This is a genomic window from Zavarzinella formosa DSM 19928, assembly GCF_000255705.1.
Classification (GTDB): domain Bacteria; phylum Planctomycetota; class Planctomycetia; order Gemmatales; family Gemmataceae; genus Zavarzinella; species Zavarzinella formosa.
This window is the reverse complement of record NZ_JH636441.1, coordinates 609737-626055: the sequence shown is the minus strand read 5'-3', so window position 1 is coordinate 626055 and position 16319 is coordinate 609737. Positions and strand designations below refer to the sequence as shown.

General features: G+C 58.0%; 16 protein-coding genes. 6 read left to right on the top strand and 10 right to left on the bottom strand.

Features of this window, described 5'->3' with window-relative positions:
* Nucleotides 1-360: 360 nt before the first annotated feature.
* Nucleotides 361-1785 carry a hypothetical protein gene (locus BGIM_RS0118980; protein ID WP_020471314.1) on the bottom strand — a complete coding sequence of 475 codons (1425 nt, stop codon included), beginning with the start codon at nucleotides 1783-1785 and terminating at the stop codon, nucleotides 361-363.
* A gap of 68 nt (nucleotides 1786-1853) precedes the next feature.
* Between BGIM_RS0118980 and BGIM_RS0118975 the strand changes: the two genes are divergently transcribed.
* The gene (locus tag BGIM_RS0118975; protein ID WP_063607901.1) at nucleotides 1854-2468 is read left to right on the top strand and encodes a Uma2 family endonuclease; all 615 of its coding nucleotides are present in this window, start codon (nucleotides 1854-1856) and stop codon (nucleotides 2466-2468) included.
* A 1-nt stretch (nucleotide 2469) separates the two neighbouring features.
* Here BGIM_RS0118975 and BGIM_RS51215 read toward each other — a convergent pair whose 3' ends face one another.
* The 3 genes from BGIM_RS51215 to BGIM_RS0118960 are packed head-to-tail and all read right to left on the bottom strand — an operon-like array spanning nucleotide 2470 to nucleotide 7420.
* Nucleotides 2470-2955, bottom strand: a complete 486-nt coding sequence (locus BGIM_RS51215) for a response regulator (RefSeq protein ID WP_020471312.1) — start codon at nucleotides 2953-2955, stop codon at nucleotides 2470-2472.
* Between the two features lie 30 nt (nucleotides 2956-2985).
* A complete protein-coding gene (locus BGIM_RS0118965) occupies nucleotides 2986-5604 on the bottom strand; it encodes a response regulator (RefSeq protein WP_020471311.1) in 2619 nt (872 codons plus the stop codon).
* Nucleotides 5597-7420, bottom strand: a complete 1824-nt coding sequence (locus tag BGIM_RS0118960) for an AI-2E family transporter (protein WP_020471310.1) — start codon at nucleotides 7418-7420, stop codon at nucleotides 5597-5599. The genes BGIM_RS0118965 and BGIM_RS0118960 overlap by 8 nt, the downstream gene beginning before the upstream one ends.
* A gap of 306 nt (nucleotides 7421-7726) precedes the next feature.
* On the opposite strand from BGIM_RS0118960, the gene BGIM_RS63065 reads away from it, so the two are divergent.
* The 5 genes from BGIM_RS63065 (at nucleotide 7727) to BGIM_RS0118935 (ending at nucleotide 10221) form a co-directional block, all read left to right on the top strand.
* Complete coding sequence (locus BGIM_RS63065) at nucleotides 7727-7897, top strand: hypothetical protein (RefSeq protein ID WP_020471309.1); 171 nt, start codon at nucleotides 7727-7729, stop codon at nucleotides 7895-7897.
* A 39-nt stretch (nucleotides 7898-7936) separates the two neighbouring features.
* Complete coding sequence (locus BGIM_RS63060) at nucleotides 7937-8092, top strand: hypothetical protein (protein WP_020471308.1); 156 nt, start codon at nucleotides 7937-7939, stop codon at nucleotides 8090-8092.
* Nucleotides 8093-8107: 15 nt separating this feature from the next.
* Nucleotides 8108-8476, top strand: a complete 369-nt coding sequence (locus BGIM_RS0118945; protein ID WP_020471307.1) for a hypothetical protein — start codon at nucleotides 8108-8110, stop codon at nucleotides 8474-8476.
* 230 nt (nucleotides 8477-8706) lie between these two features.
* The gene (locus tag BGIM_RS0118940) at nucleotides 8707-9264 is read left to right on the top strand and encodes a hypothetical protein (RefSeq protein ID WP_157369212.1); all 558 of its coding nucleotides are present in this window, start codon (nucleotides 8707-8709) and stop codon (nucleotides 9262-9264) included.
* Between the two features lie 129 nt (nucleotides 9265-9393).
* Nucleotides 9394-10221, top strand: coding sequence for a bestrophin family protein (locus BGIM_RS0118935; protein ID WP_020471305.1), 828 nt, complete (start codon nucleotides 9394-9396; stop codon nucleotides 10219-10221).
* A gap of 22 nt (nucleotides 10222-10243) precedes the next feature.
* On the opposite strand, the gene BGIM_RS0118930 is transcribed toward BGIM_RS0118935, so the two are convergent.
* From BGIM_RS0118930 to BGIM_RS51200, 6 genes are read right to left on the bottom strand one after another with little or no spacing between them, the layout of a single operon-like run.
* The gene (locus BGIM_RS0118930) at nucleotides 10244-11419 is read right to left on the bottom strand and encodes a c-type cytochrome (protein WP_020471304.1); all 1176 of its coding nucleotides are present in this window, start codon (nucleotides 11417-11419) and stop codon (nucleotides 10244-10246) included.
* Nucleotides 11419-11775, bottom strand: a complete 357-nt coding sequence (locus tag BGIM_RS0118925) for a cytochrome C oxidase subunit IV family protein (protein ID WP_020471303.1) — start codon at nucleotides 11773-11775, stop codon at nucleotides 11419-11421. Before BGIM_RS0118925 ends, BGIM_RS0118930 begins: the two co-directional genes overlap by 1 nt.
* Before the next feature lie 50 nt (nucleotides 11776-11825).
* Nucleotides 11826-12542, bottom strand: coding sequence for a cytochrome c oxidase subunit 3 (locus BGIM_RS51205; protein WP_020471302.1), 717 nt, complete (start codon nucleotides 12540-12542; stop codon nucleotides 11826-11828).
* Nucleotides 12532-14244 (bottom strand): cytochrome c oxidase subunit I, encoded by a 1713-nt coding sequence (locus tag BGIM_RS0118915; protein WP_020471301.1) that lies wholly within the window; start codon nucleotides 14242-14244, stop codon nucleotides 12532-12534. Before BGIM_RS0118915 ends, BGIM_RS51205 begins: the two co-directional genes overlap by 11 nt.
* Nucleotides 14241-15371, bottom strand: coding sequence for a cytochrome c oxidase subunit II (coxB, locus tag BGIM_RS0118910; RefSeq protein WP_020471300.1), 1131 nt, complete (start codon nucleotides 15369-15371; stop codon nucleotides 14241-14243). The genes BGIM_RS0118915 and coxB overlap by 4 nt, the downstream gene beginning before the upstream one ends.
* Complete coding sequence (locus tag BGIM_RS51200) at nucleotides 15368-16306, bottom strand: SCO family protein (protein ID WP_020471299.1); 939 nt, start codon at nucleotides 16304-16306, stop codon at nucleotides 15368-15370. The genes coxB and BGIM_RS51200 overlap by 4 nt, the downstream gene beginning before the upstream one ends.
* Nucleotides 16307-16319: the final 13 nt, after the last annotated feature.

Below are 16319 nucleotides of genomic sequence, written 5' to 3'. Positions count from 1 at the left end.
CGCGACAAGGAAAAAAATTAAAAAAGGGAAAAGCAGGCCCGCCTCGGCCGCGTTTGTCAGGCGGGCAAAAGCCTCAAAAACGACGGAAATGAGTGTTCAAAACGCTTCAAAATGACCTCTCCGAGACCAAATTCAGTCGCTTTTTGACCAAAAACACCCTCAAAACGCTCCAAAAAGGCCCTTTTTTTGAACACCTCCCGTTCAAAATCCTCGGGAAAGACACCCGGTGCCCAAATGATTTTGTCATAATCCGCCGGTTTTTGGCGGTCCCCGGCGATGACGAAACCGGGCCAAAAACTCCTTTTGGCTCAGTTCATGTTGCGGATAAGAAACGATAGCCGGAGTGTTTCATCGCCTTTTTCAATATCGAAACCACCCCATGTACTCGCCCCATTGGAAGATCCAAGGATGGCGCCAGGGGTTTGTCCACGGGAACACGGCGGCGAAGACCCCCGCGCCAAAGCAAAGCAGGGCGAAGCCCCGGCCAAGGCGTGAACCGGCCAACGAATCGGCGGCTGGCAACAAGCCCCACAGGAGCAGCGGCGTGATCCAGAAGAACCAACGGGGGCCGGAGGTCCAGCCACCGTAGTTGTTTGACTTCCAGATGTAAAAGCCAATCACCACAGCCAGCACCGCGAGCGACCAGTGACGCACCGACCTTGACGCCCCGGCGTCGTTCCCCTTCAGGGACAAGCCGACGAGCGCCAGCAACCACACCGGTGTGAGGCTGAACAGGCCGTGATGGCCGAATAGCAAGTGAAAGGTGTAGATGGTCTTCGGTTCGTCCGCGAAGTCGATGCCCGGATATTGCGGTTGGTCCGGCAGATGGCGTTTCGCCCAGTGGCTTCCCGGATATTCGTACCAGATGCCGCCAAACTTGGCGTAGATTGGTTCCCATGTGCCGATGGCTTCGTGGTTCACCCATGTTTGCAAGGCCATCGGCAAAATGGCTGCGGGAAGATATGTGAGCAGGGTTTTCGGCGACTGAAACATCAACACCGCCGCGAGCGCGCCCGCCAAGGCGGCGGCCGGCAGATCGAGGCAAACCGCCATCCCGGCGAACAATCCGGCCCCCAGACCGGCGAGGAGTGAAACGGGTTGTCCCTCAGCCCTTGGTTTGACAATGAGATACATCGCGTAAAACACACAGCATGCGGCCGGAACATGGTTGTTCAAAGTCACGCTGAACGTCGTGAGAAATGTGCCAAAACAGGCGACGGCGAACACAAACAACCGGCCCCAATCCGTCCGGCCGTAGGCTTCGAGAAGCAGCGAGAGCAACCACAGGCCGACGGCCAACGGCAGCACGTTGAGCGTCACCAGCGTGAGAACGACGACTTCCCAGCGATGCTCGGCGATGTTCCACTTTAGATATTTGTGCATCAGCCAGTATTCCCCGGCCGCCATCACCGTCAGCAGCGGGGGCTTCGTGGAGAAGAACTCCTGCCGGTCAGGGTGCAGCACCACATCCACCGATTTGAAACCATCCGTGAACAAAATGCCCTCGTCCCTGTAACCCTTAGAATTGCTTTCGTCCGGGATGCGTTTGCCGATCACGAACGTTCCCTCTTCGACAAGGGAGCGCACAGTGGCCCATCGAGAGCGGTCGTTCGATGAAAACGTTGGGAACGGTTCCGGCCGTTCCTTCGGCCAAACGCGGGTGGGGTTCACCTTGTACATCGACGGTTCGAGCAACAGTTCGGCATTGGCAATTCGGCCGACCATTAACCCGATGGCGGCGAGGAGCATGATCCAATAAAGGGAGCGACGAAGTTCCGGGTCCATGATGACTCGCGATGTGGATTCGGGGTCCGGTGCGACACCGATACAATATGGGAAAGGGGAAATCCGCCATGTCAACCTTGATCGACGCCCTTCCGTTGCAAACCATCAACCCGTCGCGGTTTCATCGGTTCACGGTGGAAGAATACCACCGTTTGATCGAAAGCGGCCACTTTACTCCGGAAGATCACTTTGAGCTATTGGAAGGTTATTTGGTGACCAAAATGTCAAAGAACCCTCCTCACACATCCGCTTTGAACAAGTTGATCAAACAACTCATGGCGATATTGCCCGCCACTTGGGACTGGCGGGTGCAGGACCCGATCACTCTGGCTTCCAGTGAGCCGGAGCCGGATATCGCCATCATCCGGCCGTCGGCAGATTCTTACGAGACCCACCATCCAAATCCGGCTGATATTGGGTTGCTGGCGGAGGTCGCCGACTTATCACTGTCCACAGACCAGATCGACAAATTGCGGATCTATGCGAGATCGGAAATTCCCGTTTATTGGATCGTGAACTTGATTGGCCGGCAAATCGAAGTGTACGAGCAACCAAGCGGCCCGACGGCCGACCCGGAATATGCGATTTCGCAAAACTACCAAGCGGGCGAATCCGTTCCCGTGATGCTCGACGGACAACTTATCGGCCACATCGCGGTGAATGCCGTGCTGCCCTCGGCGTGACTCACGCGCCGTTGCCGACTGTCGTAATTGGAATCACCCGCTTTTTCGCGTCATCCTCGCGGACCACTTGAGCTTTTTGACCAGCCACCGCATCGGCCGGAGAGGCGCCGCCGGTGCCCTGTTTGAGCGTCAGGATGGTTTCAATCTGGGTCAGGAGTTTCGGCAGTTCGACCGGCTTCGGGTGATAGTCCACGCATCCGGCCTCAATGGCCCGCTCCCGGTCGCCGCCCATCGCATGGGCTGTCAGAGCGATGACGGGAATATGGGCCGTCTCCGGGTCGGTCTTCAATTGCTTTGTGGCCTGCCAGCCGTCGATCTCGGGCATGTTCATGTCCATGAGAATCAAGTCTGGCATCTCGGTCTTCGCCGCTTCGATCCCCAGTTTGCCGTCAAAGGCCATGACCACTTGAAAACCCCGGCGTTGCAACCGACGAGAGAGGGCATCGCGGTTTTCTTCGTTGTCTTCGACGATTAATATCTTTGGCATGTGAATCTCTCTTCAATGTCTGAGGGCTGACTATGCGGCGGCCAGTCGTCCTGCCAGCCTTCGGATTTCCGTTTGGAACTCGTCCAGGCTGTAGCCGCCTTTTTGCAGGATGGCTTCCACTTTGCCACTCAGACGGTTTCGGTCGTCTCGTGTCAAATCCTTGGAAGTGGTGATGACCACGGGAACCGTTCTTCCCGATTCCGTGCGGCGAAATTCGTTCAGGAAGGCAAACCCATCCATTTCGGGCATCAGCAGATCAAGCACGACCAGCGAATATTGCCGGTCTTTTGACTTCTGAAGGGCGATCCGGCCGTTCTCGGCCTCGTCCACTTGAAAGCCCGAACGGGCTAGTGTCCTGCGAACGGCGTGCCGGGTTGTGGAATCGTCGTCCACCACAAGGATTCCCGGCTCGATTTGCCCCTCGCAATACTTGCGGATGACGGCCGCCAGTTCGTCCGGGTCAACCGGCTTGCCCAAATATTCGGCGGCCCCCAAGGTGAAGCCTAGTTCCTGTCCGGCCCCGGCGGTCATCAGGATCACCGGAACATCAGTCAGCCGGGAATCTCGTTTCAACGTGCCCAATACCGCCCAGCCATCGACCTTGGGCATGATAACATCCAGAAAGATGGCGCTCGGGCGAAACTTGGCCGCGAGAGCCAGTCCGTCTTCGCCATTGGTGGCTGTCACGGCGGTCAGCCCTTCCTTGGCCAGCGCGGCCACCAGCGATTGCCGGGCGGCTTCGTCGTCCTCGATCACCAGAACCATGCCATCAACCGGCGGGGTTTCCGGCGTCGCCACGGTGATGACAGCCGGTTCTTCGGACAGCGGGAAACGAACAATGAACGCGGTTCCGTGGCCGGGGGTGCTTTCGACAGTGATGGTCCCGCCCAACAACTCCGCAAAACGGCGGCAGATGGTCAGGCCAAGGCCGGTGCCGCCGTATTTTCGTGTTGTCGATTCGTCGGCTTGAGTGAAAGGCTGGAATAACCGACCGAGTTGTTCCGGAGTCATGCCGATGCCGGTGTCCGACACTCGCATTTCCAAAGCTGGTTTGTCGTCTTGTTGGGTACGGGCAACCTGAAGTGTGATCGTGCCGTGATCGGTGAACTTCGCCGAATTGGATAGCAAGTTGAACAAGATTTGCCGAATGCGGGTGGAATCGCTGTGAACCGTCCCGAGTTTCTCGGGTACGTCGAGTTTCAGCTTGTTTCCCTTCTTGGCAATCAGCGGTTCGACGGTGGTGGTGACATCTTTCAACAAACCATCAAGATCGAAGGTCTCCTGATACAGTTCCATCTGCCCGGCTTCGATCTTGGAAAGATCCAAAACGCTGTTGATGAGCGACAACAAGTGTTTGCCCGCCGTGCGAATTTTCTCCAAGTCCGGGCCAAAATCCGTGATGCCCCGGTCCTCGGCCTCTTCCTGAAGGAGTTCGCTGTACAAGATGACGGCGTTCAACGGCGTGCGAAGCTCGTGACTCATGTTTGCCAGAAACTGACTCTTGGCATTATTGGCGGCCTCGGCCGCGTCGCGGGCTTCCTTGAGTTCTTGCTCGGCCTGTTTCCTCGCGGTGATATCGGAAAAGGCGATCACCGCCCCGGCGACACGGCCTTTGTCCTTGATCGGATAGGCCGAGTACTGGACGGGGAAATCTTTGCCACCCGGCCGGGAGAACAGCAGGTCGTCCCCGGTGGCGGGCATTCCCTCGCGGGCCGTGTGGGTCAACCGGGAGGAGGCGGGATCCACGGGTTCGCCGTTTTCATGGATCGGCTTGGTAAAGTCGTGGATGTTGCGGCCAACCACCGTTTCCGGGTCGAGGCCAAGCAACCGGCCGGCGGCTTTGTTGATGAAGGTGCAATTCCCGGCCGGGTCGGTGCCGACGATCCCCTCGCCGGTCGATTCCAAGATCAGGGTATTGTACCGGGCGAGTCGTTCCCGCTCGGCGGCCGCCATCTCTCGTTCGACGGCCACTTGCTGGCGTTCGATGGCCGCCTGTTGTTGTTCCAAGGCAATCCGGCGACGGTTGGCCGTGTCCCGCTGGAGCAGGTAAATGCCGGAGAGGCAGGAGATCAAGACGATCAGCCCCGAAACCCAAATCCCCCACACGGCGTAGTGATAATTCCGGGTGTGGACGGCTTCCCGCTCGGCGAGCAAGTTACCCTCGGCGGTGCCAATCTCCTCGGCGGCCCGGCGAATCTCGTTCATCAGGGCCAATCCCTGTTGAAACAACTCGCCCCGCCATCGATTCGGGCCAATTTCGCGGTTTTGTTCCAAACCGGCCAGCCGTTGCCGGGTCAGTTCTCGAAGAGCGCCGACCCGCTCCAGTTGAACGGGATTGTCGGCTGTCAGCGATTGCAATCGGTCCAACTGAACATTGATGTCCTGCTTCGCCCGGTCAAAGTCCAATAGCGTCACCGGCTCTTTGGATAGAAGAAAGGTTTGTTGGGCGACCTCCGCTCCCGTAAGGGCGGTGAGCAAGGATTGTTGGGCGATGATCACATCCTGCGAATGCCGCACCTTGCCGGCGCTGTCCGCAAGGGCAGTTGTGTTTCGATACGCCAGATAAGAATTGACCACCAATAGCACGAAGGCCAGCCCGAAAATAACTCCCGTGAGTGTGGTGATGTTCCTGTAACTGCGATCATTCATGGGAATGTCCGTTCACCATCACCAGACGGTTGTTCGCCGGGGCGGGAACAATGGATTTCAACGTGTCCCGCGTTTGGATAAGGGACGTGGTCACATAAGTGGCCCCGGCCGTGCGGAGTTTCACCAACAGATGATCGAATCGCTGCGGCTTTCCAAAGTAAGCCACGATAATCCGAACTTCGGGGAATCGCTTCCGCAACCGGCGGCACAAGTAAATCACTTGGGGAACGCCACCGGGGGGAAGCACCGAAATCACCACGGCCGTCGCCCCGGACTCGGCAATCTGTTGTTCAACCTCCACCGGCAGAATACGCGAACCCAAGACCTGCATTTGCAGATGTTCCGCAGGCAACACACGGGCCAGCATCTCCAGCGGCAATTCCTCCACTTGATGATGTGACGGTGTACCGATCACGACCGGCATGGGGCCTGTTTCTGATTCCTCGGGAGCGCTATTGGTTGCCTCGCGTTCCTCGGCGATTTCCCGGACAATCGAGAAGGCCCCGGCGAAGATTTCTGTTTCCTCCTCGGCCGTCAGTCCGCCCGCATCGCGGTCCCGCCGGGCCAAATGGAGAGCCGGCAACACTGTCTGGTCGTAGGCGGTCAGCATGTGGCCGTCGGTCGCGTCTTGCAGCGCCAACTTCTTGGCCTCCGGGACATCTTTGGCCATCAGTCGCTGATAAAACGCCACATGCTTTGGCAACGGGGGGCGATCTCCCAACAAGAGGGCCAGCGGACGCAACCGGGGAACATGCTGGCCGATGACCGCCAGACAGGCTGTGATCGGCGTCGAGAGCAGAAGACCGATCGGCCCCCACAACCACGCCCAGAACGCGGCCGCGACCAAGAGAGCGACCGGCGACACCCCGGTGTGATGGCCGAGCAACAGCGGTTCGACAACGTTGCCGGTGAAAATATCGAGGACGGCGAAGAATCCCAGCACAATGAGCGGTTGCGCCCATCCTTCGGAGGTCGCAAAACTGAGGGCGAACGGAAACACCGCCGAGATCCATGTGCCGACGTAAGGAACGAACCGCAACATCGCGGACAGGAAACCCCAGAGCAAGGCATACTTCACGCCGATGATTTCCAATCCGATGGCCAGGATGATGCCGAACGAGGCATTGATGATGAATTGAAACAGCAGGAACCGGCTGACCCGGTCGGCGGCATCCCCCAGCACGCGGGTCGTGCCGGTGAGCCGACCCCGGCCGAACAGGCTGATGAGGCGGTTCCTCATATCCTCCCGATTCACCAGCAGGAAGGTAAACAGGATGACCACCAGCCCGGCCGTCGCCAGGGGTTCCACCACCGGCACGGCCGACTCGGCCAGCGAAGTCAGGCCGTTTTGCGGTTCCAGTTTGGCGATCACCACCGGTTGGTAAGACTCAAGCGGCGGATGATTCATTTCTTTCTGGACCGTCGGCTTTTCGACGGCGATTTCGTTCATCATGTTGAACAGTTCGGCGAACGGGCCGCCCGAACCGCGAAGGGCATCCACCTTCTGTTGGATCACGCTCCGATTCTGCGGCAGTTCTTTGGCCAACGAAATGATTTGCTGGCCGATCAGCCAGCCGAAGCCCCCCATGACCGCGAAGGTGATGGTGAGCGTAATCAACACCGACGGCATGCGGCCAAACTTTTTGGCCTCAAACCACCGGACCACCGGCGTGAGGATAAAGCCGATCAGCACCGCCAGCATGACGGGAAGCAGAACCGGCTTGGCCGCATGCAGCACGAACACCATGAGCGTGACGGTGGCCAGCCCTTGAAGCAGCGGGGAGACAGCACGATTTTTCGACGCGGAGACGGCCATGTGTTTGCTCGATTGCCAGAGGGCGGCGAGTGGGTCAACACATGCGATTGCATCTTTGATGCCAAAGGCGACAAGTCAAGAAGAAAGAATCTCGCGCCAAGCTGCCAAGACACGAAGAAGACAGAAGAAAAATGCCTGTTCTCTTCTTTGTGTCTTGGCGGCTTGGCGCGAGATTCTTTCTTCTGTCTTCTCCTCGCTTTCAATGAACAACAATGCGCGAGGACGCGCAAGCGATTGCCCTCATAGAATGATCGAAACTCGCTATTGCTCCTCTCCCAATCTATTCCTTCATCGCAGGAGACCGCCGTGGCCAAAGACCCGACCAAGCCGGACGAAGAGGAAATTATTCGGCAATTGCATCAGTATGTGTTTGAACAATTGGAAGCCGGTGGGTCCCGTCTGGAATTGGAACGGGATCTCGTTGAAAAGGGACTGACCCAGCCGACGGCCGAAGAAATCATCCGGCAAATCGGGTAGGTCCGCCAGAATCTCCACAAGGAGGCCGGCCGGAAAAACATGCTGTACGGAGCCTTGTGGTGCGGCGGTGGAATCATCGTCACCTTGGGGACGCTGGCGATGGCGGCCGGGGGCGGATCTTATGTGGTCGCGTGGGGAGCGATCATCTTCGGGGCGATTCAGTTCTTTCGCGGGATGTCCCAAGCCTCGGGTTGACGGAGAGATGGTTCCATGTCCAACAAACGACTGCTCGGCTTTGAAACCAAACACCAACCCGTCATCAGCCGACGGGCGTTTTTGAATCGAATGGGCCGCAACCTCGGGGCAGCGTTCCTGTTCATTGCCGTCTCCCTGTCTGCGGGCATGTGCGGATATCATTTCCTGGAAGACATGGCTTGGATCGACTCCTTCGCCAACGCCAGCATGATCCTCTCCGGCATGGGGCCGCTTGCCCCGATGAACACTTATGGTGGCAAACTCTTCGCCGGCTTTTACGCCTTGTACAGCGGGCTGGCCGTGATTCTGATTGCCGGGCTAATCCTCGCTCCGGTGCTGCATCGGGTGCTGCACCGTTTTCATGTGGAAATGGATAAGAATTAGTGCCCCGGCTCTTTGGGGGGTCTCTCATCATTAAAAATTCAACGCTGGCAAATAACAAGATTTTTTTCTGTAAGAAAAACCCCGAACCGTGGTACAAGATAATGCCTCGGGCGTTGCACGCTTGACTAGAATGGGGTGCGTTCCAAAATATCGGGGGACGCACACTCGCGCCGGTGGCGGAATTGGGTCCGCGACCGCGACAGAAGATCTCTCGCATCAAGGAGTATCTGATGAAGGTTCGGATGTTGATCGCGGCCGTTGCCGCCGTTGTGTTGAGCCTGCCGGTCATGGCCGAAGAACTGAAGTCCGGCCCGCAAACCGGCGAAAAGGTTCCCGGTCCGTTCCACCCGCTGAATGTCACGGGCGAGCACAAGGGCGAAAAGTTCTGCCTGTTCTGCACGAACGGCGAGAACCCGGTGGCCATGGTCTTCGCCCGCGAAAGCAGCGACTCCCTCGCCAAGCTCGTCAAGAAGATTGACGAAGCCACGATCAAGAACAAAGACAAGGAAATGGGCAGCTTCGTCGTGTTCCTGAGCGACGCCGACGGCCTTGACAAGAAACTGGCCGACATGGCTTCCAAGGAAAAGATCGAAAAGTGCGTCCTGAGCATCGACAACCCGGCCGGTCCGAAGAGCTACAAGGTCGCCGCCGACGCGGACGTGACCGTGGTTCTCTACGTTGACCGCAAGGTCAAGGCCAACTACGCCTTCAAGAAGGGCGAACTCAAGGACAGCGACATCGAAAAGGTGATCGCCGACGTCAGCAAGATCACCGCCCCGGCCAAGTAATTTCGCCAGCGTGATCGATTAAACAAAGGGCCGGCTTCTCCATGCGGGAAGTCGGCCCTTTGGCGTTGATATGACAAGCGATGTGGCATATTCAAATTCAAACCGGCTATTTAAGGGAAATGATCATCCATGCTTCGATTTTTGCGGGCGTTTCATTTCCCGGCCATCGATCGTCTTTGGAAGTTTCTTCTGGCCACGGCCATTTACACATCAGCCGTCTGCGGTTACCACGAATGGCATGACATCGTGACGGACAGGCCGCAGCCCTCCCGGATTGTGGAGATTGTCCTCAGTAGCTTGATCTTCGGCTGGTTTATGCACTTCCGGGCGAACACCGCCTACGACCGCTGGTGGGAGGCCCGCAAACTCTGGGGCCAGCTTGTCAACGTGAGCCGAAACATCGCCCTCAAAAGCCGTCATTTGATCGGTGCCTCGGAAACCGACCGCGAACGCCTTGCCGGGTTGCTGACCACCTTCGCCGACTGTCTTCGGAAGCGATTGGCCCGGCCGCGTTCCCTGCCGGGAGACATGGAAGCCGCCCGCGAGCCAATGGCCATCGCCGGTCAACTCTATGGCCTCATGGGTGAATGGGCCGCCAACAAGGCCGACCCGTGGAAACTCCTCGCGCTGGACACGGACGCACGCCAATTGATGGACGTTTCCGGGGCCTGCGAACGCATCCGTTCCACGCCTTTGGCCTCTTCCTATCGCGGTTTGCTCCGCACCCTGATCGGTGTGTATCTGCTAGGATTGCCTTGGATGCTGTACGACGAAATGGGGCTATGGACGATCTTGATGACGGTGGTTGTTTCCTATGTGATCATTGGCTTGGAATTAATCGCCGACGACATCGAAAACCCGTTCACCCCCGGCCCGGACGCCCTGCGACTGGACAACGTGGCCGATGTCATTCGTGAAACGGCGGCGGCATATGCGTCCCGGCCGGAAGTCTTGTGACTGAATCCGGCCCAAGTGGTTATCACGGCCCGTAAATCGCCTTCCGCACATCATCCGGCAACTGTCCCGGATTCGGCAAAGCCCGGATGAAATGGGCCAAATTCCACGTTTGGTTTTCCGTCAGCGAGGCGGCTGCCGGCATGTTAGAGGGGCCGATGCCGCCGTGAATCCGGCGGTAGAAGTCTTCGGGGGCTGTGCCGCCTTTGCGCTTGTGTTCGGTCAGGTTGGCGGGAGCGGTCCGAAAGCCCCAGACGTTATATTGAGGCTTGCCGGCCCGGCCGTAATCGCCGTGACAGGTCACACAACCGGCCCCCTTGGGGTCCAGAAACAAATCGCGGCCTCGCCGGATCGAGTCGGCCATCTCCGGAGAATCATCGGCCAGCGCCGGCGGTGTGACGGGCATGATGTCTTTTTCGGCGAAGGCCCAGCCTTTGAGTTCTCTCATCAGGATCTCGTCGGCCTCGGAGGCAACATCGCCATCGAGGGCCGCCTCGCCTCCCTTGGCGAGTTTGCGAAGAATCTCAAACTCAACTTTGCCGCGGAGAGACAGGTAAGTCACATAGTCGATCAATCGTTCGCGGTCGGCTTCCGGCGTCAGATTGAACGGGGGCATCGCCGTCGTGGGAATGCCGTTGGCAATCACCTTCCCCAAATCAGCGCGAGTCGGTTTTCGGGAACCGGTGCCGTTGGTGGAAACGAATTTGAAGACCCCCTGCCGGAAATCTCGCGGGTGTGGCGCAATCCACGGAGCCGTCGGCCCCCGGCCGTCGCCGGTCAGGCCGTGACATTGAAGACACTGACGCCGAAACAACCGGCTTCCGGTGAGCAGGTTTTCCGGAGGAATGGGGGATTCAACCTCCGCTTTGATGAACGGATTGGCCGGTTCGCCGAAATGAACGGCGAGGGCGGCTTGCAACTCATTGCGGAGGTTTTCAGGGATGACCGCCGGGTCGTATGACCGGCCTCCGTGCTGGTTGAGTTGCCGGATCGGCTCGTCCATGTCCCCGACTTTGTCCGCATCCTCCGGCGATTGGGTCGGGAGTTGATCGACGATCCAATCCATGCGCGGAGGATATGCGAGGTTGGCCGGATATGTCTCGCCCTCGCCAGAGCGGCAACCACGGCAACCGGCCAGCGCCAAACAAAAAAGGGCCGGCAAGGCCGACCCTTTGAGCATGTTTTGTGTCCGGCGTGCCATCACAGGCCCCCGCGATGCCTCGTCAAAAAGTCCGCCAGCGGAAGGACGAAGAGAATCAACATCACAAACAAAGCCGAACCGGCCGACAGCCAAGTCATCTGATCGGCCTTCTTCATGTGCATCCAGAAGAATCCGATGAAAGACACCTGAACAATCGAGATCAGCATGTGGACATAGATTGCCTTGTCCCCCAAGCCGGACATCGACGCGGCAATCGTGGCAAACAAGCCAATCAACACGACAAAGAACACCATGAAGATCTGGCCCGGCGTGTCAACATCCTTGCCGGGGTTGTCGACTTCCTTCTTGTCGTAATCCGGGATCTGGGCGGTCGGCGACGTATCTTTGTGAGCCATTATTAATTCCCTGATGGGCGGGCGTCAGACGCCCGTTTGACGTTCGTGAATCAAAGTCCCAATTGATGCGTGGTGTGCGGACCGGCCAGGTAAAGCAACGGCATGATGAACAGCCAGATGGCGTCCACCAAGTGCCAGTAAAGGCTCGTCACTTCAATGGCCACATACTTGTCCGCCGTGAGCGACTTGTTCACGGAGCGGATGTACAGGTACAGCACGCAGGCAATTCCGATGATCAAGTGGACACCGTGAATGCCGGTCATGCAGTAGTAGAAGAACAGGAACATCTTCACCCGTTCCGGGGCGACGCCTTCTTCTTCCCACACTTGAAGCATCGGCTTTTCGTGGCCGTGCAGGGTTTCCTTGCCGAAGTTGGACGACCACGGGACCAATCCCTCATGGTAGTCCGTCGCGTATTCATAAGCCTTGAGGCCCATGAACGCGCTTCCCAGCAACGCGGTCGCCAGCAAATACTTCCGCTGGGCGCTGTTGTTGCCCAACTGGCACGCCCGGATGGCGAACGTGATCGTCATGCTGCTGACCAGCAGGAACACCGAGTTGATCCCGGCGATCGTGACGTTCAACAGACTGCTGATCGCGGCGAAATCCTTCGAGTACCAGTTCCGATATACGGTGTACGCGAGGAACACGCCGCCGAAGAACAAGATTTCCGTGGCGAGGAACATCCACATGCCGAGGCGCTCGGCCCCGCGTTGTTGTTCAATGTCCTCGAAATGCCCGCAGAGGGCGCCCACTCTAGCGGACATCGGCCTTCTCCCCGGTTTGCGTCAAGTTCAAGGAATACTCATACGGCCCCGCGACCACCTTCGGCGTGTGCTCGAAGTTATGCGTGATCGGCGGGCTCGGGATGGCCCATTCCAGCCCGGTGGCCCCCCAAGGGTTCGGGCCGGCCTTCTTGCCGAAGAAGATGGACAAGGCAAGATAAGTGGCCGTCATCAAGAACCCGGCCAATTGCACAGTGTAACCGGCGGTGGACAACACGTTGAACACACGCATTTCCGGCGGATAGTTCGGATAGCGTCGCGGCATCCCGTGATAGCCAAGGTAAAACTGCGGCATGAACGTCAGGAAGTAGCCAAGGCAGATCACAATGGCGGCGAGACGACTCCAGAAGTCGGAGTACATCACACCCGTCATCTTCGGCCACCAGAAGTGGAGGGCCGCCATGAACGCCAGCACCATCCCGCCGACCATCACGAAGTGGAAGTGAGCCACCACGAAGTAAGTGTCGTGCAAATGGATATCCGTTCCCAGCGTGGCGAGGAACAAGCCTGTCACCCCGCCGATGGTGAACAACACCATGAAGCCGAGGGAGAAAACCATCGGCGCCTGGAAGGTGATCGACCCACGATAAAGCGTGGCTGTCCAGTTAAACACCTTAATGGCCGATGGAACGGCGACCAACATGCTCAAGAGGCTGAACAACAGGGCCGCATAGTAGCTGATCCCGGCGACGAACATGTGGTGAGCCCACACGATGAAGCCGACGACGGCGATGCCGACCGACGACCACGCGATGGCTTGATAACCAAACACGTTCTTGCGGGAGAAGCAGGTGAGAATCTCACTGACGACGCCCATCCCCGGCAGAATCATGATGTACACGGCCGGGTGGGAGTAGAACCAGAACAAGTGCTGGAACAACAGCGGATCGCCTCCCAAAGCCGGATCAAAGATCCCGACCGGGTTGCCGGTCCATCCCGTGGCCGTTTCGACCATCAAGAGGGTCAGGGCGATGGCCAGCACCGGGGTGCCGAGCAACTGAATCAGGCTGGTGGCATACTGCGCCCAGATGAACAGGGGCAAGCGGCCCCACGTCATCCCCGGCGCCCGCATCCGGTGAACGGTGACGATGATGTTCAAACCGGTCATGATGGACGAGAACCCGGAGATGAACACCCCCATCGCTCCCGGCACGACGTTCGAGTGGCTCGAACGCGAACTATACGGAGGATAGAGCGTCCACCCGGTGTCAATCCCGCCGGTCATCAGGGCGGTGACGGCGAAGATCGCCCCCAACATCCAAACATACCAAGAGGCGATGTTCAGCTTGGGGAAGGCCATGTCCTTCGCCCCGATCATGATGGGAACGAAGAAATTCCCCATCACGCCCGGAACGGCGGGAATCAGCACGAAGAAAAGCATCACGACCCCGTGGGCCGTAAAGACTTTGTTGTACTGGTCGTTGTCCAACAAGGCCCCGGTGGGGGAAACCAAGTTAAACCGCACCAAACCGGCCAGCATGCCGCCGACAAAGAAGAACCCGATGATGGCCACCAGGTACATAATGCCGATGCGCTTATGATCGACGGTGAACAACCAACTGCGCCAGCCATAGCCATCATGAAGATAGCTGGGGTGATGCCCGTGGTCGGCGTCGGCCTGCGGATGACTGTCGTGATGATCGAGCGAGGCCCCGCTCTTTGTGTGTCCCAGCTCAGTGCTCATTTCATGCCTCCGGCGGACGGCGGGGTCGGTTGGGGTTCGTCGGCCGCAGGGCCAGTGTTGCTCCCGATCGGGGGAACCCAATTTTGGTTCAGCACCGGTGTCTCACCCTTTCGCAGCGATTTGATGTACGCAATCACCTTGACCAAGTCATCCTCCGAAAGGGCGTTCGCCCCCTCCGTGCCATAGGCGGGCATGATCGGCTCCCACCCTTCGCGAATCTTCGCCCGCGGCTTGCGGATTGATTCGCGCAGATAATTCTCATCAGCGAATCCAGCAGTGCCACCCTTAAAGGCCCGCTTGGATTTGAACACTTCCTCAAGGATCGGAGCACGCGGGTTTTCCGTGTTGTGGCATTGGATGCAATTCAGCTTCATGAACAATTGCCGGCCTTGGTGGGCCAGCGATCCGTCCACGGCGTTCTTGCCGGGGCCGGTCTTGTATGTTCCTTCCAGCCAAGCATCATATTCAGCCTGCTCAACCACACGAACTTTGCCGACCATCAGACTGTGGTTGGTGCCGCAGTATTGATCGCAAAAGACGTGGTATTCGCCGGTTTTGGTGGGCTTGTACCAAGTGGTCGTGTATCGGCCGGGGACGGCGTCGAGTTTGGAGCGAAACGCCGGGATGCCGAAGTCGTGAATCACGTCTTCGGATGTGACGATGACCTTCACCGGCTTGTTTACCGCCAGCACCATCACTCCCTCGAACTTCGCCTCGCCGCCAATATCGTCCTTGTAATCACCGGAATTGGCCCCGAGAATCACTCGTTGCCCGCCGGGATACTGGACCTTCCACATCCATTGCTTGCCGACGACATACATCTCCGGCACGTCGTCCGGGGCATGCATGGCCATGTTGTAGACCCATGCGCCCCACGCGAACATCACCAGGAAGATACCCAACGGCAGGATGGACCAGATGAGTTCCAGTTTGTGGGAGCCGAGGATACGGGGCGTCTGCACTTCTTCGTCCGGCTTGCGTCGATAGACGACGCAGAAGCCGAAAACGGCCGCGTAGACACCCAAGCTCACCACCGTGGTCACAACCGTGATAAACCAGAACAGGTTGTCCACGTGCCAGGCCATTTCGGTGGCCTGTTCGGGGAGGATCGTTGTTTGCAAAATCATATGGCTCGATCCATTTCAGTCTTCGTTTCAGCGGTATTTTCGGCCATTTCCTTCACGCGGCGGTTCTTGGATCGTCGCAGTTCCCGGATCAATCCGACACCGATCACCAAGAGCGTCAACACACCGCCGCACTGTACGATAAACTTCACGTTCGCGGTATACTTTCCGGTGTGCGGGCTATACCGGAAGCAGGTGAGAAAAATTCGTTCGCTCCAATCACCGATCTTCCCGTCACCCGCGTTCGTCAGGGCTTCGCGGAGATGCTTGGATTTTTCCTCGGGCATCGACCCGTCGTCGTTCCGCATGTAGTCAATGCCCGGCATGTATTGGGAAATGATCCCCTCGGGCGTGATAATCATGATGCCGCTGGCATGGTTGTATTCCTTGATCGACTTGTCGTACTCGTAACGGAATCCAACAGCCGCAGCCAATTGGTCAATGTTCTTCTTGTTCTTTGTGGTCAGAAACTTCCAGCCAAAGTCAGCTTCCTTGCGGCCATATTCATTGACAAAGTGCCGCTTCTTGGCGAGAGCCAATTCCGGGGCTTCCTTCGGATCGAAACTGACGGTCACCACATTGAACTCTTTGCCAATTGTGAACGTCTTCAAGTTCTTCGCGGCATCCAACACGCCCGCCAGCACCTCGCCGCATAGCACGGGACAACGGTAGTAAGCCATGATGAGAATGCTCGGCTTGCCGCCGATGCAATCATTCAGCGAGACTTCATTACCGTTTTCATCCGTGAAAGACAAATCGAGTGGAATCTTGTCGCCACGCTTTTGATCGATGCCGACATCGTGTTTGGTCTTGTCGGGAGCTTCACTGGCCGGAGCCAGCCCGTCCCCGGCCGACGCGATCACCGATCCCGACAGGGCGACAATCAAGGCCACCAGGCCTCGCATCGTCTGTCGCTGATTGGTGATGAACAAACGCACGGTTGGGTTACTC

What these genes read in the sequence shown, in the direction of transcription:
- BGIM_RS0118980 (WP_020471314.1), bottom strand. Translation starts at nt 1,785, where the DNA reads ATGGACCCGGAACTTCGTCGCTCCCTTTATTGGATCATGCTCCTCGCC.
- BGIM_RS0118975 (WP_063607901.1), top strand. Translation starts at nt 1,854, where the DNA reads ATGTCAACCTTGATCGACGCCCTTCCGTTGCAAACCATCAACCCGTCG.
- BGIM_RS51215 (WP_020471312.1), bottom strand. Translation starts at nt 2,955, where the DNA reads ATGCCAAAGATATTAATCGTCGAAGACAACGAAGAAAACCGCGATGCC.
- BGIM_RS0118965 (WP_020471311.1), bottom strand. Translation starts at nt 5,604, where the DNA reads ATGAATGATCGCAGTTACAGGAACATCACCACACTCACGGGAGTTATT.
- BGIM_RS0118960 (WP_020471310.1), bottom strand. Translation starts at nt 7,420, where the DNA reads ATGGCCGTCTCCGCGTCGAAAAATCGTGCTGTCTCCCCGCTGCTTCAA.
- BGIM_RS63060 (WP_020471308.1), top strand. Translation starts at nt 7,937, where the DNA reads ATGCTGTACGGAGCCTTGTGGTGCGGCGGTGGAATCATCGTCACCTTG.
- BGIM_RS0118945 (WP_020471307.1), top strand. Translation starts at nt 8,108, where the DNA reads ATGTCCAACAAACGACTGCTCGGCTTTGAAACCAAACACCAACCCGTC.
- BGIM_RS0118940 (WP_157369212.1), top strand. Translation starts at nt 8,707, where the DNA reads ATGAAGGTTCGGATGTTGATCGCGGCCGTTGCCGCCGTTGTGTTGAGC.
- BGIM_RS0118935 (WP_020471305.1), top strand. Translation starts at nt 9,394, where the DNA reads ATGCTTCGATTTTTGCGGGCGTTTCATTTCCCGGCCATCGATCGTCTT.
- BGIM_RS0118930 (WP_020471304.1), bottom strand. Translation starts at nt 11,419, where the DNA reads ATGGCACGCCGGACACAAAACATGCTCAAAGGGTCGGCCTTGCCGGCC.
- BGIM_RS0118925 (WP_020471303.1), bottom strand. Translation starts at nt 11,775, where the DNA reads ATGGCTCACAAAGATACGTCGCCGACCGCCCAGATCCCGGATTACGAC.
- BGIM_RS51205 (WP_020471302.1), bottom strand. Translation starts at nt 12,542, where the DNA reads ATGTCCGCTAGAGTGGGCGCCCTCTGCGGGCATTTCGAGGACATTGAA.
- BGIM_RS0118915 (WP_020471301.1), bottom strand. Translation starts at nt 14,244, where the DNA reads ATGAGCACTGAGCTGGGACACACAAAGAGCGGGGCCTCGCTCGATCAT.
- coxB (WP_020471300.1), bottom strand. Translation starts at nt 15,371, where the DNA reads ATGATTTTGCAAACAACGATCCTCCCCGAACAGGCCACCGAAATGGCC.